This window comes from Sphingomonas sp. AC411 (assembly GCF_979253035.1).
Genome location: NZ_CEEDAQ010000001.1, coordinates 417,225 through 442,176 on the forward strand (window position 1 = coordinate 417,225; position 24,952 = coordinate 442,176).

The following is a 24,952-nucleotide window of genomic DNA, read 5'->3' on the forward strand; positions in this document are numbered from 1 at the left end:
GATTAGATACTGCGTCGCCGATTTATCGCAGCGCCCGGTCGATCACGCCGGCATAGATATCCGTCAGCGCCAGCAGGTCCTCGACCGCGACTGCTTCGTCGACCTTGTGCATCGTCGCGTTGATCAGGCCGAACTCGACCACCGGGCACAGCTTCGAGAGGAAGCGCGCGTCGGAGGTGCCGCCGGTGGTCGACAACTCCGGCGTGATGCCCGTCGATGCGATGATCGCGTCAGACAGCAAAGCGGAAAACGCACCCGGCTCGGTCAGGAACGCTTCGCCCGAGACCTTGCCCGTCACTACCGCACCCGGCGCATGGCGTTCGGCAATCGTGTGAATGCGCTCGATCAGGTCGGCCCCGCGATGCCGATCGTTGAACCGGATGCTGAGCCGTGCCGACGCCTTGGCCGGGATGACGTTGTGCGCGGGGTTGCCGACCGTGATGTCGGTAACCTCGATGTTCGATGGCTGGAACCAGTCGGTCCCTTCGTCGAGCACGACGGTTTCAACCTCGGCCAGGATCGCGATCAGTCGCGGGATCGGGTTGTCGGCGAGGTGTGGGTAGGCGACGTGACCCTGCCGCCCGGGCACGTCGATCCAGATGTTCACCGAGCCGCGCCGCCCGATCTTCACCATGTCGCCGAGCCGTGCGGTCGAGGTGGGTTCGCCGACCAGGCAAAGATCGGGCACGATGCCCCGCGCGGCCATCCGCTCCATCAACGCGACGGTGCCGTAGGTCGCGGGGCCTTCCTCGTCGCCGGTGATTATCAGCGACAGCGTGCCGGCATCGCTGCGGCTGGCGGCAGCCACGAATGCGGCAACCGCGCCCTTCATGTCGACAGCGCCGCGTCCGTACAGCAGCCCGCCGCGGACTTCGCCGGACCAGGGGAACCGGTCCAGCCCTCGCCCGGTGGAACGACGTCGACATGACCGGCGAACGCCAGATGCCGTGGTCCGGTCCCGCGTGTCGCGAGCAGATTCTCCACCGGACCGTCCGGAGCCTCGCCAACGACGAACCGATCGACCGCAAAGCCGAGCGGCTCCAGCGCCGCCTCCAGCACATCGAATACCTCGCCGCGCGCCGGCGTGACGCTATCCGCGCGCAGCAACGCCTGCGTGAGCGCGACGGGGTCGATCATGCGGTTGCGGGCGTGGGCTGCTCATATTGCTCGAGCACCCATTCCTCTTCCTGCGCGGCCGCGATCCAGTCCTGTATGAAGGGATGCTCGAACATCGCCTGCATGTAGCCGGCGGCAAAGCGCGCGATCGGCAGCTGGTAGGTGACGATCCGGGTAACGACCGGCGCGAACATGATGTCCGCCGCGCCGAACTGGCCGAACAGGAAATCGCCACCACCGCCGAAGCGCGCGCGAGCCTGCGCCCAGATCTCCATGATCCGCTGCAACTCGGCGAGCACGTCGTCGTCGGGCGTGCGCGCCGGAAACACCTGGCGGACGTTCATGCTGTGCTTGCGGCGCAGCGCGGCAAAGCTCGAATGCATCTCCGCCGCCATCGACCGCGCCATCGCCCGTGCGGCATTGTCCTCGGGCCAGAAGCGCTCGCGCCCGACCTTGTCGGCGAGATAGTCGACGATCGCGAGGCTGTCCCACACGACCGCGTCGCCGTCCCACAGGATCGGCACCTTGCCCGACGACGGCGCGAATTCGTTCCCTGAGCGGCGCTTTTCCCAATCGGCGTCGTACATCGGCACGACCACCTCCTCGAACGGCAGCCCGGACTGCTTGCACGCGAGCCAGCCGCGCAGTGACCAGGAGGAGTAGGCCTTGTTGCCGATGATCAGTTTCATGCGCGCGGTGCTAGGCGAGGGGACGGAAAGAGGCAACTCGCTCGCAGTCCCCTCTCGTGTCGTGCGGTCAGAACAGGCCCGGCACTTCGCGCTGTGCGGTGCCCGGGCGATCCGACATCAGCAGGTCGCGCCGCGTGTCGGCGGTACGGAGCGATCGTGCGTTCGCCGCGCCCGTGATCGGCGTACAACTCCGCCCAGCGAGAAAGTTCAGGGCTTGGCGCGTCGACGATTCGAACGGGTCGCCGAGCTGGTAGCCGATATCGTCCGACGCCTGGCAGGACGCCTCGACCTTGGTGGCCAGCCCGTCATAGTAATCCCCGCTGCGCGCGGCGTTCTGGGTCGCAAGCGCCACCACGCGCAGGCGATCGTCGCACGCTTCCCTGTCGAGCGCGATCTGGCCGACCGGCTTGCCATAGGTGTTGGTGCCGATCAGTCCGGCGTTGCTGTGCAGGTACGGCGTGAACGCGTTGATGACGAGTTCGCTCGCCGACGCCGTGCCGCCCGTGCCGATGAATGCGATCCGCGTGGGCGCGATCGATTCGGGCTGCGGCGCGAAGAATCGTGTCGTGTTGTTCGAGGCCTTCTCCGTGCGGAAGGTGACGTAGTCGAAGACTTCGGAGGTCGACCGGGCACCACCGAGCAGATCGCCCAGATACTCCGCCGTCTCGATCAGGCCACCACCGTTGTAGCGCAGATCAATGATGACTTTCGTGACGCCCTTGGCGCGGAAATCGGCGAAGGCGGTCTTGAGCGCGGGCTCCGCGGTTTTGATGAACGTCCGCAGATTGATGTAGCCGACGCTCTGCCCGCCATCCTGGATGATCTTCGCGCCATAGCGGCTCGAGACCGGCAGCAACGAGAAGTCGGTCTTGGTAACGGTGACGGTACGCGTCCCCGCCGCGTCGTTGATCTGCATGACCCGTGCGGTTCCGGCGGTATCGGGGCCGAGCGCGGTAGTCAGCCCGGCGGTGCCTTCCGCGGCGACGATCGCACTGACGGTTCGAAGGGTGGCGGACGTCGTACCGATCGCCAGGATCTCCGTACCGCGATCGATCCCTGCCGCGAGCCCCGGCGCGCCTTCGAACGACTCCGCCGAGAACAGCCGCTGGCCGGACTGATCCAGCGCGAACCGGATCCCGAAGCCTGCGCTGGACCCGGCATTATAATAGGCGTTCTCTTCCTTGATCGACGTCAGATAGGTGAAAAACCGGTCTTTCCGCTGCGCCCGCGCGGTGGCGGTGAGCGCGTCGATATAGTCGTCGACCGTCGTGTAGGACGCGGTGCTCAGCGTCGCGGGCAGCGTGTCCGGGAACAGATACCATTCGCGGATTTGCGCCGCCGCCCAGTCCTGGCGTTCGCGCAGCGAGCATCCCGTGGAGGCCGTCGGAGCCGGCGCGGGCGTACTGCCGCCGGTCGAAATCGTGCCCTCGTCGCTGCCCCCGCAGCCCGACAGCATCACCGCCATCGCCAACATTCCCCCGAACGCCCTACGCATATCGTACTCCCCTTTACGGGAAGCTACGGAGTTTGACGAACCGTGTCAGCCGGAAACCGAAGATCGGTCCGCAACCGTTCGTTTAGCTGACCGCTTCGACGACTGCTGCGCGGAGTTCGGGGATACCCATCCCGTATTCGCTCGACGTGACGAGGATGTCGGGATGCGCGGCCGGACGCTTGCGCGCCTCGATCGCGGTGCGCTCGGTCACCTCGACCAGTTCGGACGCCTTGATCTTGTCCGCCTTGGTCAGGACCATGCGGTAGCTGACCGCGGCCTTGTCGAGCATCTCGAGGATCTCGCGGTCGACGTCCTTGATGCCGTGACGCGAATCGATCAGCACGAGCGCGCGCTTCAACACGTCACGACCGCGCAGGAAATCGTTGATCAGGAATCGCCATTTCTTGACGACGTCCTTGGGTGCCTTGGCGAACCCGTAGCCGGGCATGTCGACGAGGCGGAACGCGAGCGGGGCGCCGACCTCGAAGAAGTTCAGCTCCTGCGTACGGCCCGGCGTGTTCGACGTGCGTGCCATCGAGTTGCGCCCGGTCAGCGCGTTCAACAGCGACGACTTGCCCACGTTCGAGCGGCCGGCGAACGCCACCTCGGGCACCGACGCATCGGGTAGGAATTCGAGCGTCGGTGCCGACTTCAGGAAGCCGACATGCCCCGCGAACAGCTTTCGCGCATGCTCCAGCATCTCGGGCGTGAACGGCGCTTCCGTCTGCTCCAGGTCTGGACCTAAGTTGGGAACGTCGTTCACTTGGTCACCGGCACTTTCAGGCCCGGATGGCGGGCGTAGAGCAGCTTCTGCTGGATGATCGTCAGGACGTTCGACGTGATCCAGTACACCTGAAGGCCGACCGCGAACGGCGCCATCACGAACATCAGGACCCATGGCAGCAGCTTGAAGACCTGCTTCTGCGTGTCGTCCATCGGCGTCGGGTTCAGCTTGAACTGGAAGTACATGCTGATGCCCAGGATGATCGGCACGACACCGATCGCGATCATGTGCGGCGGCGTGAACGGCAGCAGGCCGAACAGGTTGAGCGGCGTGAGCGGATCGGGCGCGGACAGATCCTTGATCCACGCGACGAACGGCTGATGACGCATTTCGATCGTCAGCATCAGCACCTTGTAGAGCGCGTACATGATCGGGATCTGGAGCAGCGTCGGCGCGCAACCCGCGAGCGGATTGACCTTCTCCGCCTTGTACAGCGCCATCACTTCCTGCTGCATGCGGACCTTGTCGTCCTTATACTTCTCCTGCAGCAGCTTCATCTTCGGCTGGACGGCGCGCATCGCGGCCATCGACTTGAACTGGCGCTGCGCGATCGGAAACAGCAGGCCGCGGATCGTCACCGTCAGCAGGATGATGGCCACGCCGAAGTTGCCGACCATGCGGAACAGCCAGTCGAGATAATAGAAGATCGGCTTCTCGACGATCCGGAACCAGCCCCAGTCGATCGCGTAATCGAGCTTGGCGACGCCGCCGGCCTGATCGGTGTAGCGATCGAGCAGGCGGACTTCCTTGGCGCCGGCGAAGAAGCGCGACGTCTGCGTGATCGACTGGCCGGGTGCGACCTGCTTGGGCTGGAGCGCGTAGTCGGCCTGGTACGCCTTGTTGGCGCCGGCGCGGAACTGGCCGTCGAACGCCTGGCCTTGATCGGGGACGAGTGCCGTGAGCCAGTATTTGTCGGTAAAGCCGAGCCAGCCGCCGGTCGTCGTGAACTTCTGCGTGGCCTCGTCGATGTCCTTGTAGTCGGGGCGGTAATGCGCGCCGCCATTGTCGACCGACATCGGCCCGACATGGATCGTCATCGACGACGGATCCTTCGAGATGCCGACCCGGTTGACGAGGCCATAGGTGGCGACGGGGACGGGCGCGGTGCCGGCGTTCAGGACGGTCTGGCGGACCGTGAACATATAGTCCTGATCGACCGCGATCCGAATGCGGAAGCGCTGGCCGGTGGCGTTGGTCGCGTCGAGCGTGACCGGCGTGGTCGGTGTCAGCGTGGTCGCGCCCGAAGGGGTCCAGACGGCGTCTGCTGCGGGCGGTGCGAGGCCCTGCGCGCGCCAGCCGAAGCTTGCGAAATACGCGTCGGGCGCACCGGCGGGCGAGAGCAGGCGGATCGGCGGCGAGTTCTTCGCGACCGTCTCGTCATAGCCCTTGAGCACGAGATCGTCGATCCGCGCGCCCTTGAGGTTGATCGAACCGGACACGCGGGGCGTCTCGATACGGATGCGCGGGGTGCTGGCGATCACGGCGTTGCGATCACCGATGGCTGCGGCACCGTCTGCGGCTGGATCGGCCGCGGGGTTCGCGACCGGCTTGGTCTTGCCGCCTTCGATCTTCGTGACCGGTGGATTCGCGGTCGGGAAGAACTTGCCCTGGATCAGCGGCCATCCGAACAGGATCAGCGCCGCGATCACCGCGAACAGCACGAAATTCTGCTTGTCGTCTTTCACAGGGCGGCGTCTTTCAATTTCTTGTCGATATCTGGGTCGCGGTCAGGAACCGGGTCAGGTCCGTACCCGCCCCACGGATGGCAACGCGCGATGCGCTTCGCCGCCAACCAGCCCCCTTGAGCGCGCCATAGCGCCCAACGGCCTCTATTGCATAGGCTGAACACGAAGGATCGTAGCGGCAACTCGACGGCAGGACGAGGGAAGGGCCGAGTTGCCAGCCGCGGGCGATGAGGATGAGGAGGCGGGCTAGCATGGTGGGGCCGACGCTATATTGCCCTCAAATTGTTTCCCCGCGAAGGCGGGGACCCAGACTGGGCTCCCGCCTTCGCGGGAGAACAAGGAACGGGGTAGGCGCGTCGAGCAACACTCGTTCCTCCGCCATCTCAACCCCGCGCCACCCCGGCGAAGGCCGGGGCCCAATTGGGGGACATCGATAACGAGGCGCAGCCATTCATCACGGCCGCTTTCCCAATTGGGCCCCGGCCTTCGCCGGGGTGGTGGCCTGCGCTGCTGTGGTGGTGTCCGCTGAGGCGGTTGCAGCAGCTTGCGGCGTAACCTTTCGGAACGCCTTGCCAAGCTCGGTCCGCAACAAGGCGTAGTCCCGCTCGACGCCGCCGTTCCGCCCGATCAAAACATGATCGGCCCCGGCAACGCCGCGCTCCGCCAACAGCTCGCGCGCCAACGCCCGCAACCGCCGTTTCATGCGGTTCCGGACGACGGCGTTGCCGATCTTCTTGGTGACGGTGAAGCCGATTCTGCATCGTCGCGTCACCGTCATCGCGGGGGCGCATGAGCAGGACGAATCCCGGCATCGGTGCGCGCTTCCTCGCATTCGCCGCGAGAAAATCGCGGCGCTTGTCTAGAATTGTTAGGCCGACAGCTTCTTGCGACCGCGGGCGCGGCGTGCGTGGATCACTGCCCGGCCGCCGACCGTCGCCATCCGTGCGCGGAAGCCGTGACGGCGTGCGCGTACCAGGTTGCTCGGCTGAAAGGTCCGCTTCATTGGTCATTCCCTAGGTCATCAAATAGAAAACGGCCGCCACGGGGACGGCCTTGATGGCTGGGCGCTTACGGAAACGAGCCGGGTAAGTCAATTCACACCGGTCGCGGCAGTGGCGCTTTAGCCGCCTTCGCGCGCTCGTGACGGCGCATCGCGCTCTGCCGCCGCATCATCCGGTCGACGAAATGCCCGGTCCGCGGCCAGCGCCGCTTCAACCGCGCCCATTTCAGCCGCGCCCAGCGCGAATTGCGCAGCACGAGCACCATCCCGCCGGCGAACAGGAAGATCCCCGCCGGCCCCGGCAATGGCGCAAGGATCGGCGCGCTCAGGATCAGGACCACCCCGAGCAGCAACTGGCCGATGCGCAGAATAGGGGAGCGGACGGCTTTCACGGAAGGCATGTGGGTCCGGTGTATTAGGTTAACAAGACGGCAGTTGCAGAGGATTCCGGCCGCGCGTCCTTGCAGACAGGGCAAATCGGGTATGAATAAGGCGTGACGTCGTGTCGCGGGGGAGCGGGCATGGCGGCGATCGTAGCGACGGTGGCGTATCTGGGACTCGAAGCGCGCGCGGTCGAGGTGCAAGTCCAACTGATTCCAGGACTTCCCGCGTTCAACGTGGTCGGGCTGGCGGACAAGGCGGTCGGCGAAAGTCGCGAACGCGTACGCGGCGCGATCGCCGGGATGGGGCTGTCGCTGCCGCCGAAACGCATCGCGGTGAACCTGTCGCCTGCGGATCTCCCGAAAGAAGGGTCGCATTTCGATCTACCTATCGCGCTGGCGTTGCTGGCGGCGATGGGGGTGGTCGATGCCGAGGCGCTGGCGGATTACGTGATCGTCGGCGAACTGGGCCTCGATGCACGGATCACCGCCTCGCCGGGCGTGCTGCTCGCGGCGCTGCATGCATCTGAAGTGGGGAAGGGGCTCGTCTGTCCCGCCGCGCAAGGATCCGAGGCGGCCTGGGCGGGCGAGATCGAAGTGATCGCCGCGCCCGACCTGCTGGCGTTGCTCAACCACTTCAAGGGTCACGGCCTGCTTAGCGCACCCAAGCCGGGAATCGCCGAAGCCGCCGATCACGGTCCGGACTTGCGCCAGGTGAAGGGGCAGGAGACCGCCAAGCGCGCGCTGGAGATCGCCGCGGCAGGTTCTCACAATTTACTGATGGTAGGTCCGCCGGGGTCTGGGAAGTCTCTCATGGCGTCGTGCCTTCCCGGCATCCTGCCGCCGCTGGACCCCGCCGAGGCGCTCGAAGTGTCGATGGTCCAGTCGGTCGCCGGCACGCTTTCCGGCGGTCGCCTGACCCGTACACGCCCGTTCCGCGCGCCGCATCATTCCGCATCGATGGCGGCGCTCACCGGCGGGGACTGAAGGTGAAGCCGGGTGAAGTCAGCCTCGCCCATCTCGGCGTGTTGTTTCTCGACGAACTCCCAGAGTTCCAGCGCGCCGTCCTCGATCTCGCTCCGCCAACCGCTGGAGACGGGTACGGTCAGCGTTGCCCGCGCCAACGCGCACGTCACATTCCCCGCGCGCGTCCAATTGATCGCGGCGATGAACCCCTGCCGGTGCGGCCACCTCGGCGATGCGAGCTTGGCCTGTGCGAGGGCACCCAAATGTGCCGCGGATTACCAGGCGAAGGTGTCCGGGCCTTTGCTCGACCGTAATGCGGCCCTTTTCAAGTCGAAAGATTGGCGGCTTTCCGCCGTTTAGAATGGGAGCAACGCCTTACGCTTGCGCGGCGGAACGATGAGCTTCGCGAGCTTCGCCTTCATGTCGTCGGGCAAGTCCGGGTTTTCGACGAACGCCGCCAGTAGGATCAAGCGGGCTTGCTCAATCGGCATTTCGAGGCCGGTTTAGCTCTAGGGGTTTCTGCCCTTCGAGCATCCGCACCCGTTCTTTAACGCGGTTCATGTCCGCTTCGTATGCGTTGTCGCGGGCGTCCTGAGCCGCGTCTGAGCGCTGTAGATCGCCGATCGTTTTCGCACTCGCGCCCTGTCCAGACTGGAGGCCATCGATCGACTTGCTGAGCGCGCTCACGTCGGCACTCATCCGGGTGACGGTGTTGTTGAGGTTCAAAAGCTGCCCGCCAGCCCAAAGGATGAGCGCCAAGATTACCGCGCCGATAATCGAAGCCGCGTGCTTAGCGATGCCCCGTTCTTCCGGGGGCGTGAGGGCGGCGAGCGCTGCCACTAGATTAGGATCGGGTGCCGGTGAGGCCGGGGCGCGCTTGCGCGGTGCCGTAGCCATTACTCACCGCCTTTATCGGCCTCGGTAGTGTCGCCTTCGATCTTGGGAGTGTTCGAACTCCACGCCGCCGCCAGCGGGATGAAAAGGGTTAGCATGGTATCGACGTGCTCGATATCGAGGGCAACGCCGCCGATCGCGAGCGCGCCAGCCATGATAACGGATGCGAGGGCGCGACGGGTCGCACCGTTGCCGAGATAGACGGCGAGCGCCACGGCATAGCTTTTGAGGTTCTTGATCATCTCTTATTTAGGGAAGGGAGCCCGTGAGGCCGATCAAGGCCCCACGGGGTTGGCTCAGGGTTTGTAAGGCCGGTTGTTCGTAACCTGATGATACTTGAACCAAGTCGAACCGGCTTGCCCCGGACCCTTCGCGGTTTCGGCGGTGAGCTTTTCCTGAAAACGGGCTTCCGCGATCGTAACTGCTTGGTCGATATCCGTTCCGGTCATCCCCAAATCCTTGATGATCGCGGGGCCTGCTAGAAGCTGATCCATCGCCTGCCCGTCGCGGTCATAGTTCTGCCCATCGCTCACGAAGGTATCCCACGAAGGCGCGGGGCGCGCGGCCTGCACCGCTGCGAACGTCTGGTGAAGCTTCGACACATCGCCACCAGCCGCCCGAATTTCCGCCTCGGTCCAATAGCTGGTGAGGTAATCGGAACCCGATGCGTTGATAAGCAAGCCGTCCTTAACGCGACCGATCATCCGCTTACGGTGCATCGCAAGCAACCACTCGATCACCGCCTTAACCTTTGGCGAAGCGGCCTTGAGCGCGTCGATAAAGCCGATCTTGTTCGCCGCATGAAGCGCGCTCAGCCAATAGCCCGAAAAGAAATCGTGGCAATGAACGCCAATGTCGGTGAACTGGCACGGACCAAAGCGAGCCGCACCCGCGAACACTGCCGAACGCTGGTCAATCTCGCCGCCGCTCATGATGTTGGCGGGCGGATTGAGGAAACCGGGCGTCGCGGCATACCAAAGATCATAGAACGTCTCGAAGTCGAACGTAATAAAGTCCATCACTTCCGCGCGGCTGTAGAGACGATCCGAGTTGTTAGACGCCGTTTTCCACGCAAGGGCGGCGTGCAAGAACTTCCATGCCGCGCCACGCTCGTAAAACTCGGTCGCGCTATCCGTCTTGCCGAGAATGACGTTATCGTAAAGCTTCGCCTGATCAAAGAAACGGTGCCCAAGGAACGCAAACTCAGGCGTCTGCCAAAGCATCGAGCCCCAATGCGGCAACTGGTGAGCGTGCGCCTCATCGATCATGTTGGTGCCGAAAATCGGGCGATCGGAAGCCATGCCCGCGTAAGGAACCTTGACGCGAAGCGGCGACGCCGACGACTGCCATTCGTATTGGCGTCCGCCCTGAGCGTAATACGCCTGAGACGCGGGAGTCGCGGCCTGTCCGGGGCCATAATAGTGGTTCCGCATCGTGATGTTGCGGCGCATGTTGCCCTTATAGAGCGGGCGGTTGCGGCCATTCTCGAATGAGTGGAACGGATCGGACGCATAGCCGGTGAGGTAGTCGAGGCTAATCGACTTCATCGAACGGCCATCGTGAGGGCGCTTAGCGTTCACGTCGCGAACATACTCAGCCACCATTTCCGGCATAATCTGGCGATCGTCACGCGCGCCGCCCGAACCCGTCACGGGGCTTCGCCCCATCTGGTTGAACGGGGTGTATTTCAGCCAAATACCAGCGTTCGGAACGATGCCGTCTGAGTTGTAAACGCCGCCCTTCCACGGGTCTTGAGTGTTGGCACCCGCCGTGATGATGTCGGCGTAAGTCGTCGGCTCCCACGACATTGCGCGATAGTTGCCAAAGCCGTTCGCCTGTCCGTCGCCGAACACGCGAGCATCACCGCCGTTGACGGAAAAGCCCGTCTTAGCGGCGAATGGAACGCGCATGTCGTATGCGGGGACATTCTTCCAAACGTCGGCTTGCGAGTATGCAACCGGCTCATGCGAGCGCCAGACGACGCCCGAACGGGTCGTGCCGAACGGGTTCCACTGGTTGTTAGCCGTGATGATCGCGACGCCGCGACCGTCGTAAGAACCCTGCCAAGCGGGCTTGCGGTTTGCCGAGTTGAGCGGCTCACCGTTGGGCATTTCGATGCGCGAAAGCACCGTGCCGTTCACGTCCTCGATCCGCCACTTATGCGGCACCATGTAAGAGTCCTTGCCGGTCGGATCGCCGAACGGGTTGTAAGGCATGGTTGCGGCGTCCCAATCGTAACCGAACTGGAACTGCACATACGTGCCGATGCGGATGCCTTCGCAATAATACGCGATGCCGTTAATAACAGGCACCGGGCCTTGCGGTAGAACCTCGGTCCAAGTCGGCTGAGACGTGTAAAGGTTCGCGTCCTCAAACTTGCAATTCTGAGCGCTAGGCTTCGTCATCACAAGGTGAGCCGGATGCGAGACGCCTACGCCCGTGCTCCAATCCTCAAGAACTGCCTTGTAAGCGCGTCCAGCGGGAACAACCATTTCGCCAACCACGATTTCGATATCATAAGTCTGGATACCGTTCGCGGTGTAGGTGAGGTGATAGGCGGGCTGGTTGGTCGAGATCGAACGCGCGTCAACGACAAGCGCCTGCAAGTCGGCGCGCGTGATCGGGCCATCGCTCACCGCCTCGAAGTTGCTTTGCACGTCGGGCTTGCCGACATCGAGAGCGAGATATTCGATTTCGAGGTTGCTAACGCTCTGCGACGTGTTGCCAACCGATGCGTTGATTTCGAGCGCGGCGACGCTCGCAATGCGCGGCTTGCTGGTCGTCTGCTTCGTCTCGCCGATCTTTGTGCCGTTCACGTAGAAGTTTACCGAACCGCCCGCGCCTGTCGGGTTGTCGATATACTCGGCTTCGTAAAGCTGGTTGGTGCCGAGAACGCGCAAGTCGCTTGAGTCGCTCGTGATATTTTCGGTCGAGCCATTGCGATGGATTTTAAGCTGTAGCGTCGAGCCATCCCAATAAGGCCCGAACGTCAAACCGCCCGTCGAATAGTCCATCAAGTTCATGAGGATGGCTTCCGATGCCGTCGCGGGAACGACGCCCTTCCACTTCATGCGAAAGGTCGGCGGGGTCTGGGTGGTGACTTCGTTAGCCGACGAACCGAAATCGAGGCCGAGCGCGTCCGTGAAAAGGTAAGAGCCGTTGTTTACGACAACATGGCCGTTGCGGAAGTCAAAGCCGGTGCCCGACTTGTTAAAGCCCGCCATAGACGGCACGGCATCGCCAACGGCGGGGTAAGGTGCGCCCGTGCCGCCAAGCGTCCACTTGGTCGAAGTCGGCACGATAATGCCGGTCTTGCGCTCGATCCGAATGGGGAGGGCTTCCGGGATGTTGACGGTGAAATCGGCGTTCGATCCGCCGACGAAAATGCCAAGCGGAATGATGGTGCCGGGGGTGCCGTAGATGGTCGAGGAACCCGATAGATCGATCGGCTCAGTAGGAACCTCGGGCTGCGGAAGCGGCGCATTCGTGAGGCCAAGCGTGATCGCATAACCGGAGGTCGTCGCCTTGATCCAAAGGCCGATGCCAGCGTTGGGCTTGTCGTATGGCAACACGACTTGCGACGACTGAGTAAGGGTGATGCCGGGTTCGCCGGTCGCGACGGGCACGATGAGGTTTACGCCTGAGCCGCCAGCGGGCTGGCCTGCATACTCAGTGAGGCCGATCACCGCGCCAAAGCCGACATCGCCGTTCTTGCCTGCGGGGCCTTGCTTACCCTCGGGGCCTTGCTTGCCCTCGGGGCCGCGCGAAGCGTCTACAAGATCACCGGCAATATCGATGATTTCGTTTACCTTGACGCTCAGATTATAGTTGTCGGGCTGCAACGGCGCGAACGTGTATTCGAGGTCGGAAGCGGTCGGACCCGAAAACGGCTTGGTGAGGGTGAGCGAGTTAGCGCCGTTGATCGACGCAACCGGGTAGCTCATGCCTTCGATGATGAGCAAAACGCCGGGGTAGTTAACCGCCCAATTGGTGCCCGCACCAGTAACCTGAGTGGAGTTGTTCGTAAGGGCAACGGTGCCGGTCGATTCAAAAATAGCCATACGGTATTTATTAAGATGACGCGGCACCCCGCCCGAAGCTCAGTATCCCCAAGCTTGCCAGTCGAAACCGTCAATCGAGCGATCCTTAGAGGTTGCCTGAGCCATAAACTCAGCACCCCCGTTGTTGCGGTTCGCCGTCGTCTGCATCCACAAATCTCGATCGCGGTTGTTCGCGACGGTGATGTAAGGCGTGGCGCTCAGGCTTTGGAGTTGGTTCGGGAACGGCATCGGGAAGTTGATAAAAATCGCCTGCTCGAAGTTGATAAGCCCGCGATAGCTTCCCCATTGCATGATCATGCCGCCCGGAAATACCTGATAACCGCCGTTCGGGTTGCGAAGTGACTGCTTGGCGATGAACTCAAAGTCGATCGTGCCCGGAACAAGCTTATCAACGCGGACATTGGGCATGTAGATGCCTTCTTCGTCGCCATAGAAAATCTGTCGCGTGCCGGTGCCGTCCGGGGTCGTGATGCGGAAGCTATCGGTGAGAAAGTTGATCGCGCTTACGCCATTGTCGATCGCCAACCCCATGCCCGCGATATACTTTTCACCGTTTTGCGTCGTCTGCACTTTAAGCGTGTATTCAGCGCCGATGCCATCAACCTTAGAGGCATAGGTGCTGAAGTTTTCTTGAAGCTGCGCATAGTTCATGTTGTCGAGGCGTGCGGTAAGGCTTCGCGTTTCTTCCGCGCGTGCCTCATTGGCGTTCGCCGCCGTCTCTTGGGTCGTCTGGATCACGCCGTAAACGGCATCAACGCGACCATCGACGTTGCCCACGGCATCCGCGACGTTGCCGACATAACCGCTCAGCGCGTCATAAGACGATGAGATAGTATCGATGCGCCCCGCCGTCGCTTCGTTCGCATCGACAACCGTCTTTTCAACCGTCTGAATAGCCGCTTCACGCGCGAGCTTTTCCCCGTTGAGATCGGTTTCGAATTTGACGCCAAGCTCCTCGATCGACGTTCCGATTGCGCCGTTGCTGTCCGCGATGATCTGCTTAACGTCGTTGATCTGTCCGGTGATCGTCTCGCCAATCGAGTTGGTGAGGCTAATTTCCATCTGGTCGATCGATTCCGCTAGAACCTTGTCGCCTTCCGCGCGAACGCGGCGTTCCTCAACCATGCCCGCCGATGCGCTTTCGCCATATTTGGCGATCGTGGAAACGATCTGTTCCGCCATCGCAACCTTGGTGTTGGCGATCGTCCGGTTTACTTCGAGAAAGCCCGCCTCAACGGTATCCTCGCCGTTCTTAACGCGGCTGGTAAGTTGCGTGATTTCCTCAGCGATGATCGCTCCGTTTTCATCAACGCGCGTGCCAAGGGTCGAGATCGCTACGGCGTTCTTGTCGCTGAGCGCCTTCGACGCCTTGAGGATCGCGCCGCTGCCCTTGAGGTGGAGCGCCGACACATTGTCGATAGGGGTTTGCAAGAGCGGCCCGACAAGATCGGGAAGCTGAGTGCGCACCTTGTCTACGTTGTCCTTCGCGTCGTTGGCGTTCTTGACCGCCTCATCAAGCTTCGCGCCGTCGATCGGGCTCAGGTCCGCAACGCTGGTAGGCTGTCCCGCGTCGAGCTTGGCAATACGCGCAAGGGCGTCCAGCACCGCTTGGCGGTTCGTGTAATAGCCGACGAAGCGAGCGCGGAACGTCGCGCCGTCAATCGTGGTATCACGGTCGATATCGCTGAGCGCCGGGTTGAGGGTGGCGATGTAGGCGGTAAGGGCCGCGTAGGCGTCCGCTAGGGCCTGAGCATCGGCGTTGAGGCCACGGGTGCGAGCTTCCGCAACAATGCCCTGAGCTTCCGCCGTGATGGCCTCATATTCGGTGAGCCAAGCCCGCTTTTCGGTGCGGTCGAGGATCGAATCCTTAACCGCGTCATCAAGGCGCTTGATCGCCAGCAACGACGATGCGCGAGCCGCCTCAGCGCGTTCCTTTGCGGCCTTTGCCGCCGCGATCAACGCCAGTAGATCGGCACCCTCAGCGTAGATCGCGGGGCTGATTTCTGTCGCTGAGTGAACCGCCCAAACCGGGGTGTGCCCGATAACGACTTTCCACGATGGCGACGCCGGGGCTTCGAGCGCGATTGTGTCGGGGAGCACGAACGGTGCCGCTGAGCCGTCGCTTGCCAGCTTGCCGGGGGCCTTGGTCGAGTTGTTCGGTGCGAGGTGAAGGACGCCCTTCGAATCCGTGATTAGCAGGCGTGACGAAGCGAAAGCGTATTCACGCACGAGATCGCCGATCGTCGCGTTTTCGGTTTTGTAGAGCGAAGCCAAGCGGGTGCCCGTGGCGAAGCTCGAAGCGATGCGCGCGGGCACGATGCCTGAGCGCTTCACAAGCTCGCCAGCGATAGCCGTAGCGGTCATGGGGGTGCCGATGTCGGCGGTGATCTTCGCGTTGCCGGGATCGCCACCAAGGCGGAACATGCCAGCGCTAGGGCACGATGCCCACTCACCCGGCTTGAGGGAAGCGCCACAAGGGCCGCGTAGCTGGTCGCGACCGTCGCCGGGGCACCAAGGCTGAGCGCGCTCGAATATACCGCGTTGATCGGTGTCGCCGCGTAGGCGTTCACCTGATAGATGAACTTGATAGTGTCGAACCGCACCGGTTCTACGTTGACGCACTCGCCGAATGAGATCGGCTTGAGGGTGCCGGTGATCGCGCTAGGCCCTTCGAGCCCGCCCGTTCCCGCGTAGGTGCGATCAAGCAACTCACGGTTAAGCTGAGCCTCAGCCCCCAAGAGCGAGAAACGCGCCGTGCGGCTATCGGCTTCGATGAAAGGGCCGATCTTGCCGGTGTAGGTTTGGCGATAGCTGGCGAAAGGTGCGCCCATTTCGCCGATCCAGATAGTTGCATCCGCGCCGTCGAAGTCGAGCTTGCCCCAATGTTTATTGTCGAGGGCGCGGCTAAGGATTAGATCAACCTGCCCGTAAGACACGGTTAGAGGCTGAGTGCGACCGTCGCCCCAATAGCTGATAGAATGTTCGGGATCACCTGTAATCGCGGGAACCCAAACCTTACCGTCAAGGAAAACGCCCTCAGCCTTGGCGTGAGCCGCCGACAAGCGCACGACATTGATAAGCTTAGTGTCCGGGTTAACGGCGCTGATTTCGATAAGGATATTCCGCATACGATATTTATGCGGTTTTCGGGATCGGCTGGCGGACGCTTAGGGCGCGAACGCCAGAATCGTGCCAACGAAAACCCAACTATCGAAGTTGACCGCTTCGCCGGAAGCCTTCGAAGTGATGCGACCATAAACCGCATCCGTCTGCCAAGTCTCGGGTGCTCGATTATCGCGAACGAACAAAAGGCCCGAACTTGAGCCGACTTCCAAAATTAGCGGAAACCAAGTTTCGCGCCATGCCGCGTCCGTGATGCCGGTTGTGGTGATGTCCCACGCCGGGAGCACGTCGTAACGATCGACATCCTCGAAGCCGGGGCCGATGGTAATAGGGCTGCGATCTTCGAAGTTTACCTTCGCGCCAAACTTCACGCCGTAGGTTCGCGTCGCCGCGCCGATTACCAGCCGCTGAGCCTGCACATAGCCGCGCGGGTGTCCGGGGGCGGTGATGGTGATGCGAACGAAACGGTCGGTGCGAACGGAAGGGAGTAGGGCAATCGTCTTGGCGCTAAGTTGCTTGGGTTTCTTGCCAGTCCAAGCCGCAACGGTGCCGCTGTCATAGTCGCTCACGTCGCTGGTGGTGCCGGTCTGCACCCGCACGCCATCGCTCGCGCGTAGGTTCGAACCGACAAGCGCGATGGTGTCATATTCGACGGGATCGGGGCCTAGATCGATCGTGAACGATGCGCTCGCCAGCGATCCGCGCCAGACGTAACCGGGCTTGTCGTTGTTGAGATTGCCCACCGTCGTGCCGTCGATCGGTGCGGGGCTGTTCGCGTCCGTAAACGCCAGCGGGGCAACGAAAAGCGCGCTCATCCGCGCACCATCAAAATGGTGCGGTTAGAAAGATCACGCACCTTCATATCAATGACGGTGTAGATTTTCGTCGGGTCCGCTGCCGGATGCTCGGGAAAGTTAAGCATGAAGCGGGGCGGGCCATCGATAAAGTCATCACGATTGATGGCCTCAGAGAGCGTAACTCGAATGGTTCGCGTGCTTTCGCCCGACTGGTCAAAGATTTCTTGCGCGAGAGCTTCACCGCCCTCTTCATCAAGGGCGGTGTTAATCTCGATAACTTTCGAGTTGGGATAGAGCGCAAGCGTCCCGTCAACCTTCCGCATCGCGTAACGATACGGTTGGGTGACGAGCATTGCGCGATCGGGATTAGAAGCCATCACCTATTTAGTAGGTTTTGCCCATGTATTGCCCGTTGTATGCCAAGTCGTCGTTAGCGGCGACGGTGCCGTTATTGCCGAGCTTGGCGATACCCTGCGCAATCTGCTTGAGCCAACTTTCCTGAATGGCGTTGCTGTTCGCCTGAGCCTGATAGTGAGCCGCCGCCGATGCCGCCTGAGCCTGAATAGCCGCCGTGGTGGTATCCGCTGCCGCCTTCGTGACATCGAAGCCCGCCGCCGTGTTGAACGCCTTCGTCACATTTTCCGCCAGCGCCTGAGTGGTGCCGGTGAGCATCGAACGGATAGCCTGAAACTGCCCGGTCGCCGTGCCGTAGATATCACCCGCAAGGCTGAAAATCGACTGTCCAAGCTGAGTGAACGCCGACTGATCAACGCTCGCATCACCCGACGCAATGCGCGCCTTGTAGGTGTCGAACTCAGCCATCTTAGCGTTAAGCTGGTCCATCTGAGTGACGCCCGAACCTTCGCCCTTGAATGCGGCGAGGAAGTCGGTGAGGCTCGCAAGCTGTTCCTTGAGCGCGTTCTTGAGCTTTAGGGTGCGATACTCATCAATCTTGGTGAGGTCTTCCGTGGAAGCGCCAACCTTGAGCATCGTTTCGCGAAGCGAGTTGAGCGGGGTAACGATCGAGATCGATAGCCGCGCCGACTGGATCGGTCATAGACTTGTAATCGTCCATTGCCGATTTCCAATCCTTAGCAAACTGGATTGCGCTATCTGCTCCAAGGCCAGCCAAAGCCTTTTGGACGATCGGCGCAAGTCCGGTGATCGCACCATCGGCGATGGCGTCCTTGATCGCCGCCGCGATTGCTGCCGCTTCGTCCTTGCCCTCATAGATGAGGCCGCTGATCTTTTTCGATTTCTTCGTATCGACGTTGGTTGCGCCGGTCGAGCTTACGCGGAAGCTGTCCTTATACTTGCCAACCGACACGTTGAACGCGCCCACGGTGCCGCCAATCTGCGATGCCAGCGAAGCCAAGCCATCCTGAATCGACGCCGCCGTTCCGGTAAGCGCCGTGCGAGCGCTGCCCTTGTTGCCGCTGATAGCGCTTTCGCCCGCGCCCGTGAGGATCGCCTTCCCCTTGGGGGCCTTCGAGAACAACGAACCGATGAGCCCGCCACCAAGCGAACCGACAATCGAGCCGATCGGGCCGAACAAGCCGCCCACGGTTCCGCCGATGCTGGCACCCTTCGAGAAACCCTTACCAAGCCCCAAGAGGTCGCCGACGCCCGCGACCATGCCGCCAACCTGAGCGCCCGCCTGCATCTTGGTGAGGCCCTTGGTGAGGCCGGTAGCGAGATCGGTGGAGAACATCGACTTGAAGTCGCCAAAGCCCTTCGAAAGGCTGCTGAGCGGGCTCTTGATCGCTTCGCCGATCTTGGGAAGGCTGAACTCGCTCGCGCTGTCCTTGTATGCGCCTTCGCGCTTAAAGAGCTTCGCGAACATGCCAGCGGGGCCGGTGAGATCGCCGCTCATCATTTCGGCAATCTTCTCGAAGCCATCCGCAAACTTGCCGAGCACGCCACCAAGCTTCCCGCCGAACGTGTCGGCGAGATCGTCGAACATATCTACCCATTCGCGCGTGGTTTCGGCTTTGATCTTGCCGAGCGCGTTCTTATGGGTCGTGTAAATTTCGCCCTCAAGCTGCTTACGGGCTTCCGGGGTAAGGTCCATCTTGGCGAGTTGCGCCATGCCTTCCTTGAACTGTCCGTTAGCCGTATCGATACGCGCGTTCCGGCTGGCGGTCGGCGACATATCGAGCACTAGCTTGATAGCGTCCTGTTCGATCTTGAGCTTAGCGGCCTCGAAGCCCGCAACGATCTGGTCGCGGAACGTGTCGGGCATATTCCCGCCCGCTACGCTGTCCGTGTAAGCCTTATACTGAGCTTCGATCGTCTTGAGGTCATCCGCCGCTTTAGCGCCCGACGACATCGAAAGGGCGAAGTCCTGCGCTTCCTTCAAAAGCTCATTCTGAGCCTTGAGCGCCGCGTTCTTCTCAAGCTGGATACGAAGCGCGTCCTCAGCCGACTTGTAGGCGATGGCATCGATATCGACGCCACGGTTCTTCGCATCGATACGCGCCTTGAAAAGGTCGTCTTCGACGCCGCGTTGCTGTTCGGTGAGGCCCTTAGCGCGGCCTAGCTCAACGGTGTATTCGTTCTGAGCCTCGAAAGCGCGCTGCTTGAGGGCGGTGATCGCCTTAGCCGTGTTAAGCTCACCAAGGGCCGCTGAAATGCGCGTCTTCTCGCTAGCCGAAAGCTCACGCTCAAGGATTTTGCGAAGCTCAAGGCCCTTGTTATATTCCTCAGCCTGAAGCGTGAGCATCCCCGCCGCCGTCGCCTGATCTTTAAGTGCCTTCCAAAACTCGTTTTCGCGCTTGAGACGATCCGCCGCCGCCTTCGCCGCCTTATCCGCGTCGCCGTCCTTGCCAGCCGTAGGGCTGATCTTGGGGGCCGGTCCCGCAAGCGAGTCCAGCGACGGACCCGCCGCTTTCTTGTTGCGAGCAAGCATGCGGTTCATGGCGCGATCGGCCCCGGCTTCGTCATTATAGGTGGCGACGCCAATACGCCCCACGGCGTTGAGCGCGCGGCCCGTGTTGGTGAATAGCGGCTTCGACGCGAGCGCCTTTGCCTTATCCCACTGCCCGGAAAGCAACGCGGTGATCGCCTGCCCAAGGGTCGAGAACATGCCGAGTAGGTCGTTGATCGCGATCTGGAAAATCTGAGGAAGCGCCATCGCAACCGCCTTCGCGCCGCGAAGGATACCGAACATGCTGTTCGTCCACGAGCGGCCCGACGTTTCCCACTTGATGCCCAGCCAATCGAGGGCCGCGCCCATGCTGCCCATGATCATTGACGACGCGCCGTTGATCGCGGTTCCGATTGCCGAGAACACGCCGCCGACGATCGCGCCGATAACCTGAGCGACTTCGCCGATCATGTTGAACTGGAAGGTGAGGTTTTCCATGATCGACACGCCCGAACCGCCGCCCGTGTTGATCGCTGAGAATAGGTCGCCGATGCCGCCAAGGATCGAACCGACGCCCGAAACCATGCCCGCCATCGCGTTGCCCACGCTCACCAGTAGCGGGGTAATCGACGTGATGCCGTCCGTGATCATGTTGATGATACCGGCAACGCTCGAAGCTAGGCCCGCATCGCCGATTGCGGCGAGGGTCTGGTTCCAAGTGTCTTCGAGGTTGCTCATGGCACCCCCAAAGGTCTTCATCTGCTTTTCCATGGCACCGGCAAACTGAGTGTTTCCGATCGCCATCAAGTAGTTTTGGATTTCGTTCGAGTTGTTGCCGATTTTGGTCGTGACGCCTTGGAAGGTGAAGGCAACCTTATCGCCCTCAACCTTGCTCTTAATGCCGAATTCTTTCAGGCGCTCAAACTCACCGGTCGAAGCGTCCGCGACGGCTTCGATCATCTGGTTAAGCTCTTTGCCCATCGCGCTTGCGGTGTTGCCATAGCTCAGCATCGCGGCCTCAGTCGGCTGCAATCCAAGCGCCTTCAACTTAATGAAGCCTTCGACGGACTGGTTGAGCGAGAACGGGGTTTTCTGAGCGAACTCAACCAAGCGATCCATCGCCTGAGTTGCTTTCTCAGCGTCGCCAAGAACGGTGGTGAGCGAGGCGCGGAAGCCCTGCATTTCGGCACTCGCCTTAACCGCCGCCGTGCCGAGCGCGATGAGCCCGCCAGCGATAGCCGCAACGCCAATAGCGGCACCAGCCGTAGCGATGCCACCAAGCGCGCCAGTCATGCCGCTAAGCTTGCCCATTGCGGCCTGCGCTGCGCTGCCGAGCCCGCCGAACGATCCGGTGAGCGAACGCACGTTGTTGTTCGCCGCGTTAACTGCCGCACCCGCGCGCGTAGTCGCACCGTGAGCACCGTTAAGGTTGTTCACCATCGACTGTAGCGCCGGGTTCACCCCGCCAAGCTGAGTGTAAGCGCGTTGAAGCTTAGCAACATCCTGAAGCGCCGCGTTCATGTCGGAGCGGATGCGAATGATTTTGTCGTTTGTAGCGGCCATCACCTATTTATTGACTTGGCGCGTTCCTCAATCGGATAGCGTTTTGCCAGTTGGCATCCATGTTTTCGATTACTCGAATAAGGATGTCGGTGTCGGTGCGGCTAAAGCCGTGATAGTTGGCGTAAGCGACGATCTTATCCCAAGGGATAGCGCCCGCGCTCATGCCAACTTGGCGCATGGTTCCAAGCTCGCGAAAGGCGCGATAGAACGACATTTCGTAAGGTGTGAGAGTTGGGCACTCACTCAGAATTTCGCGCGCTACGTCGCCTTGAGGCCCATCGATGCACGCGGCTGCTTTGAAGTTGGCAAGGTCATCGCCGTGCTCAACTTCAAAGAGTAAGCGCCCGATTAGTTTCCTCGGGAAGGTCCATCTGCTCTTCCGGCTGGAAGTTGCGAACATCGCGCGCGAAGGCGGCTAGCTCACGAAGCACGTAGAGGGCGCGAACGTCGCCAAGATAAGCGATAGCCGTATCCTTCGCGAACGGAATGGCCTTGCCCTTTTCGTCCTTGATTTCCCAATCGACAAGCGAAAGCTCAACGAAGACTTCGACGTTCTTTTCGTCATCCGACTTCGCCGCGTAAGCCTCATTGGTGCGGCCATTCTTGGCGGGATACTTGCGCTGGAGACGCTCAAGCGTCACGCGGTAGCGCGGGGTAAGCTCATCGAAAAGGCAGAGCTTAAAGCGCCCGTAGTGGTTGCCCACTTCATCGATAACGGAAGTCCAAACGCCTTCATCGGCCTGAGCTTCATCGTAACGGGCGGGGAAGTGAAATGCGGTCATTCTAAAGATAGCTCCTACAAGAGATATCTTATTTATCGTGATCGATCGAAGGCCCGTATGAGCGCATGAAAAACGCCGCCCGGAAGCCCGGACGGCGCTTAACATCGCTTACTTGTAGGAGGGGCGATTAGATAAGCTCAGTGAACATAGCCGCATAGTCTGCGGTCGGGTCATACTGAGCCGTGAGCACGAGGTTCACAAGCTGCTTGGAACCGTTCGCTTCGCTGGTCGGGAAGCTGCCCACGCACGCCGGGAGCGTGAAGCCGTAGCCGTTCGCGCCGTCGCCAAGCTCGATACCAACGGCAACCGGGGTGTCGTCGTTGAAAAGGCGCTCAGGGGTCAAATCCTTGCGGAAAATCTTCGCCGTCACCTTGACGATGCGGTTAGCGTTCGTGCCGATTTCGAAGGCGTCACGCTCACCAAGCGCATAGTTGGGCTCGCGAGCCTGCTCAACGGTGATTTCCAGCGACATATAACGGGCGGTGAGGCCAGCGATGTTGATCGTGCCGATATCGCGACCGACAAGCTCCTGACCCTTTGGGGTCTTGACGTAGGTCGCGCCGATGATCGCGTCTTCGTCTTCCTCAAACGCGCCGCTCACGTAGTCGAACGTAACCTGAGCCTTGGACTCAGCGTCAACCGTGATGGTCGCTTTCGAGATATGCACGTTGCGATGACGGAAATAGATTTTGCCCGCGTCAACGGTCATCTGCTCTTGGACGGTGAACGACGTATCCTTGTTCGAACCGATGTAGTTCTTACCGGTGTCGCTCTTGACTGCCGAGAAAGCGGCGGCGAGGAAGTTTGTGATAACCGGATCGCGGCGAAGCTCAAACTTCATCGAGCCCGAACCCGAACCGGCAACCTTGCGGATGCCTGCCATGTCGCGCGACTGCTTCATGGTTTCGCTGTTAAGGTCGTTCATGTTGAACGCCATAGTAGCGCCGCCATTGGTGATATCAGCCAGATTGAATACGGGGTTCGCGTTCGTAACGCCCTTCACGTCCTCAATCGAAACGGCATAAATGTTGTCTACGGGATTGCTCACAAAAAAGCTCCTAAATGAGTTGATAGGAGCGAAGTGGCTCCGCCATTATTTATGAGAGGCGGGGCCTTTGGAGCGGTTTTAGTGGCGGGCTCGATACTTCACGTTGATGATCAAGCGCATGAACTCGCCTTCGTCTGCACCATTACGGAAAGACGCGGTTTCGCAACGAACGCGACCGTCGTTCGAACGCCAGTCACGAAGGATCGTCGCGGCTCGATCGGCGAGGTTCCACGCTACGGCGTCGCCATCGCTCAAGAGCGAATAGATATCGATCCAGACAAGGCCGATAGCTTCGTAATCCGGGTCGAGGCTGAGGGTTAGTCGAGCTTCATCGATCGGATCGACGCGAAGCACGCAATACGCGGTATCCGGCTCATCCTGAGCGGTATCGACGCCGGGGATGATCACGGGTGTAAGATCGCCCCAAGCATCAAGGAACCGATCGCGAATGGCGGTAATATCGTCGTGGTGCGTCATCCGATATTTAGGGTAATCAATCGGGGTGGTGCGTCATCCGATATTTAGGGTAATCAATCGGGGGCGTGCTTAATCACGGCTCGCTCAACGAACCCGGCTGGCGTCTGCTTAGAGTGCCCGTCGTTAAGCCGTCCGATATGCGGCTCACGGTTATAGATTTCCATCTTCAGCGGGTCGGTAGTGTCGAGTTGCCAGCCAAGGCGAGCCTTACCGGTATCAACCGGGGTGCCGACTGGCGGGGCTGAGGTAAGCTCAACTAATACGTCGCTCATCAAGTCTTCGCATTCCTCGATCATGATTTCGCGAAGCTCATCGGCGAGCGTTTCAAAGTCGCTCATGTCGATTGTGAGACTAATCACTTGAGCACCGCGATGACGATGAAAGGCGAGCCGCCATCTGGTGCGACTTCCTCAGTTTCGAGAATGTCGCCTTCGAAGTTGCCCAGCTTGAGCCGATCGCCACGCTTGGCGGCGACGCTCAGCTTCGCGATCGACTGAGATACGATCGTTCCGTTTTCGAGCTTGAGGTTGCGCTTTGCCAGCACGCCGTGCCCGGTGAGGATCGCGATCGTGACGACTCCTTGCGCCCCGCCGCGCGATCGGCGTTCGATTGTGCGGCCTCGGTCTTGCGGGTGATGGTGGCAACCGGGAGGTTGAAGGCGTCGAATAGCTCAGCCGTGAGGCCCCGGAAGTCGTCAAAGATGCTCACCGGGTGAGGCGTCCCATGATGAGCGCGCCGCCAGACGGGCGGGCAACCAACAGGGCAAGCATCGCCGTGATCGCCGGGTAAGGGTCGGACGGTGCCGCGTCGTATTCGGTCGTAAGCTCGCCAACGCCTTCGAGCTTTTTGGTGCTCTTGGACGTGCCGCGCTCAGCCGGGGCGATGAGAGGCCCCTTGAGGGCGTAGGAGGCCAGCAAGATGGTTGCGGCGACGATCGCGGCGGGAACCGCCGTAGTGCCCGCCGTAGGCCACTGGAGGCCCTGTCCGGGGCTCAGGCGAGCGCCGGGGCTGGAAAGCGAGCCTCGATGTAGTCGGTAGCCAGAATGAGCTTCGCGGCTTGCGTCGCGTCGTCTTCGTCCGTCCAAGCCGTGTTGAGGCGAGCCGCGTGGTAGTCCGCCGCCTGCGCAAGTGTCGCGTAGCTGTTCGCGCCGGGGGTGCCGGTGCCATCCTCAGAAATCATCATGAGGGTATTTATGAAGAGCAAAGAAAAAGCGGCTGAGTTGCCC

General features: G+C 61.4%; 23 protein-coding genes and 4 pseudogenes. 1 reads left to right on the plus strand and 26 read right to left on the minus strand.

Going from position 1 to position 24,952, the window contains the following annotated elements:
- Positions 1–22 precede the first annotated feature (22 nt).
- The 9 genes and pseudogenes from dapE to AC0IX7_RS02160 all read right to left on the minus strand — a co-directional run bounded on the left by dapE (position 23) and on the right by AC0IX7_RS02160 (position 7,161).
- A pseudogene (gene dapE / locus AC0IX7_RS02120) lies at positions 23–1,137 on the minus strand (succinyl-diaminopimelate desuccinylase).
- Positions 1,134–1,805: a glutathione S-transferase gene (locus tag AC0IX7_RS02125; RefSeq protein ID WP_471810235.1), complete on the minus strand. Its 672-nt coding sequence runs from the start codon at positions 1,803–1,805 to the stop codon at positions 1,134–1,136. Before AC0IX7_RS02125 ends, dapE begins: the two are co-directional and overlap by 4 nt.
- Positions 1,806–1,872: 67 nt before the next feature.
- The gene (locus AC0IX7_RS02130) at positions 1,873–3,300 is read right to left on the minus strand and encodes a S41 family peptidase (protein ID WP_471810237.1); all 1,428 of its coding nucleotides are present in this window, start codon (positions 3,298–3,300) and stop codon (positions 1,873–1,875) included.
- An 82-nt stretch (positions 3,301–3,382) separates the two neighbouring features.
- Entirely contained in the window at positions 3,383–4,000 is a 618-nt protein-coding gene (gene yihA, locus AC0IX7_RS02135; protein WP_187503431.1) for a ribosome biogenesis GTP-binding protein YihA/YsxC, read from the minus strand.
- 59 nt (positions 4,001–4,059) lie between these two features.
- Complete coding sequence (yidC, locus tag AC0IX7_RS02140; protein ID WP_471810239.1) at positions 4,060–5,769, minus strand: membrane protein insertase YidC; 1,710 nt, start codon at positions 5,767–5,769, stop codon at positions 4,060–4,062.
- Positions 5,766–6,022, minus strand: a pseudogene (gene yidD / locus AC0IX7_RS02145) (membrane protein insertion efficiency factor YidD). The gene yidC and the pseudogene yidD overlap by 4 nt, the downstream one beginning before the upstream one ends.
- 201 nt (positions 6,023–6,223) lie before the next feature.
- Positions 6,224–6,581 (minus strand): annotated as a pseudogene (rnpA, locus tag AC0IX7_RS02150) (ribonuclease P protein component).
- A gap of 56 nt (positions 6,582–6,637) precedes the next feature.
- Complete coding sequence (gene rpmH, locus AC0IX7_RS02155; protein ID WP_031393806.1) at positions 6,638–6,772, minus strand: 50S ribosomal protein L34; 135 nt, start codon at positions 6,770–6,772, stop codon at positions 6,638–6,640.
- Between the two features lie 92 nt (positions 6,773–6,864).
- The gene (locus AC0IX7_RS02160; protein ID WP_471810242.1) at positions 6,865–7,161 is read right to left on the minus strand and encodes a hypothetical protein; all 297 of its coding nucleotides are present in this window, start codon (positions 7,159–7,161) and stop codon (positions 6,865–6,867) included.
- 129 nt (positions 7,162–7,290) lie between these two features.
- On the opposite strand from AC0IX7_RS02160, the pseudogene AC0IX7_RS02165 reads away from it, so the two are divergent.
- Positions 7,291–8,427 (plus strand): annotated as a pseudogene (locus AC0IX7_RS02165) (YifB family Mg chelatase-like AAA ATPase); the annotation flags it as partial.
- A gap of 168 nt (positions 8,428–8,595) precedes the next feature.
- Here AC0IX7_RS02165 and AC0IX7_RS02170 read toward each other — a convergent pair.
- The 17 genes from AC0IX7_RS02170 to AC0IX7_RS02250 all read right to left on the minus strand — a co-directional run bounded on the left by AC0IX7_RS02170 (position 8,596) and on the right by AC0IX7_RS02250 (position 24,909).
- On the minus strand, positions 8,596–8,955 hold the full coding sequence (locus AC0IX7_RS02170; protein ID WP_471810244.1) for a hypothetical protein: 360 nt from the start codon (positions 8,953–8,955) through the stop codon (positions 8,596–8,598).
- A 56-nt stretch (positions 8,956–9,011) separates the two neighbouring features.
- Positions 9,012–9,224: a hypothetical protein gene (locus tag AC0IX7_RS02175; RefSeq protein ID WP_471810245.1), complete on the minus strand. Its 213-nt coding sequence runs from the start codon at positions 9,222–9,224 to the stop codon at positions 9,012–9,014.
- A gap of 81 nt (positions 9,225–9,305) precedes the next feature.
- Complete coding sequence (locus AC0IX7_RS02180) at positions 9,306–13,070, minus strand: hypothetical protein (protein WP_471810246.1); 3,765 nt, start codon at positions 13,068–13,070, stop codon at positions 9,306–9,308.
- A gap of 39 nt (positions 13,071–13,109) precedes the next feature.
- On the minus strand, positions 13,110–15,494 hold the full coding sequence (locus AC0IX7_RS02185) for a gp53-like domain-containing protein (protein WP_471810248.1): 2,385 nt from the start codon (positions 15,492–15,494) through the stop codon (positions 13,110–13,112).
- Positions 15,431–16,198, minus strand: a complete 768-nt coding sequence (locus AC0IX7_RS02190; RefSeq protein WP_471810250.1) for a hypothetical protein — start codon at positions 16,196–16,198, stop codon at positions 15,431–15,433. The genes AC0IX7_RS02185 and AC0IX7_RS02190 overlap by 64 nt, the downstream gene beginning before the upstream one ends.
- Positions 16,199–16,237: 39 nt before the next feature.
- Positions 16,238–16,936: a hypothetical protein gene (locus tag AC0IX7_RS02195; protein WP_471810252.1), complete on the minus strand. Its 699-nt coding sequence runs from the start codon at positions 16,934–16,936 to the stop codon at positions 16,238–16,240.
- 68 nt (positions 16,937–17,004) lie between these two features.
- A complete protein-coding gene (locus tag AC0IX7_RS02200; RefSeq protein ID WP_471810254.1) occupies positions 17,005–17,367 on the minus strand; it encodes a hypothetical protein in 363 nt (120 codons plus the stop codon).
- 7 nt (positions 17,368–17,374) lie between these two features.
- Entirely contained in the window at positions 17,375–17,980 is a 606-nt protein-coding gene (locus AC0IX7_RS02205) for a hypothetical protein (RefSeq protein WP_471810256.1), read from the minus strand.
- The gene (locus AC0IX7_RS02210) at positions 17,937–21,419 is read right to left on the minus strand and encodes a tape measure protein (RefSeq protein WP_471810258.1); all 3,483 of its coding nucleotides are present in this window, start codon (positions 21,417–21,419) and stop codon (positions 17,937–17,939) included. Before AC0IX7_RS02210 ends, AC0IX7_RS02205 begins: the two co-directional genes overlap by 44 nt.
- A 7-nt stretch (positions 21,420–21,426) precedes the next feature.
- The gene (locus AC0IX7_RS02215) at positions 21,427–21,819 is read right to left on the minus strand and encodes a phage tail assembly chaperone (RefSeq protein WP_471810260.1); all 393 of its coding nucleotides are present in this window, start codon (positions 21,817–21,819) and stop codon (positions 21,427–21,429) included.
- Positions 21,749–22,201, minus strand: a complete 453-nt coding sequence (locus AC0IX7_RS02220; protein ID WP_471810261.1) for a hypothetical protein — start codon at positions 22,199–22,201, stop codon at positions 21,749–21,751. Before AC0IX7_RS02220 ends, AC0IX7_RS02215 begins: the two co-directional genes overlap by 71 nt.
- A gap of 127 nt (positions 22,202–22,328) precedes the next feature.
- A complete protein-coding gene (locus AC0IX7_RS02225; protein ID WP_471810263.1) occupies positions 22,329–23,249 on the minus strand; it encodes a phage tail tube protein in 921 nt (306 codons plus the stop codon).
- A 78-nt stretch (positions 23,250–23,327) separates the two neighbouring features.
- Positions 23,328–23,726 carry a hypothetical protein gene (locus AC0IX7_RS02230; RefSeq protein WP_471810265.1) on the minus strand — a complete coding sequence of 133 codons (399 nt, stop codon included), beginning with the start codon at positions 23,724–23,726 and terminating at the stop codon, positions 23,328–23,330.
- 53 nt (positions 23,727–23,779) lie between these two features.
- Complete coding sequence (locus AC0IX7_RS02235) at positions 23,780–24,064, minus strand: hypothetical protein (protein ID WP_471810267.1); 285 nt, start codon at positions 24,062–24,064, stop codon at positions 23,780–23,782.
- A 17-nt stretch (positions 24,065–24,081) separates the two neighbouring features.
- Positions 24,082–24,270, minus strand: a complete 189-nt coding sequence (locus tag AC0IX7_RS02240) for a hypothetical protein (RefSeq protein WP_471810269.1) — start codon at positions 24,268–24,270, stop codon at positions 24,082–24,084.
- A gap of 160 nt (positions 24,271–24,430) precedes the next feature.
- Positions 24,431–24,721 (minus strand): DnaT-like ssDNA-binding protein, encoded by a 291-nt coding sequence (locus AC0IX7_RS02245; RefSeq protein WP_471813690.1) that lies wholly within the window; start codon positions 24,719–24,721, stop codon positions 24,431–24,433.
- Positions 24,718–24,909 (minus strand): DnaT-like ssDNA-binding protein, encoded by a 192-nt coding sequence (locus AC0IX7_RS02250; RefSeq protein ID WP_471810271.1) that lies wholly within the window; start codon positions 24,907–24,909, stop codon positions 24,718–24,720. The genes AC0IX7_RS02245 and AC0IX7_RS02250 overlap by 4 nt, the downstream gene beginning before the upstream one ends.
- Positions 24,910–24,952 lie beyond the last annotated feature (43 nt).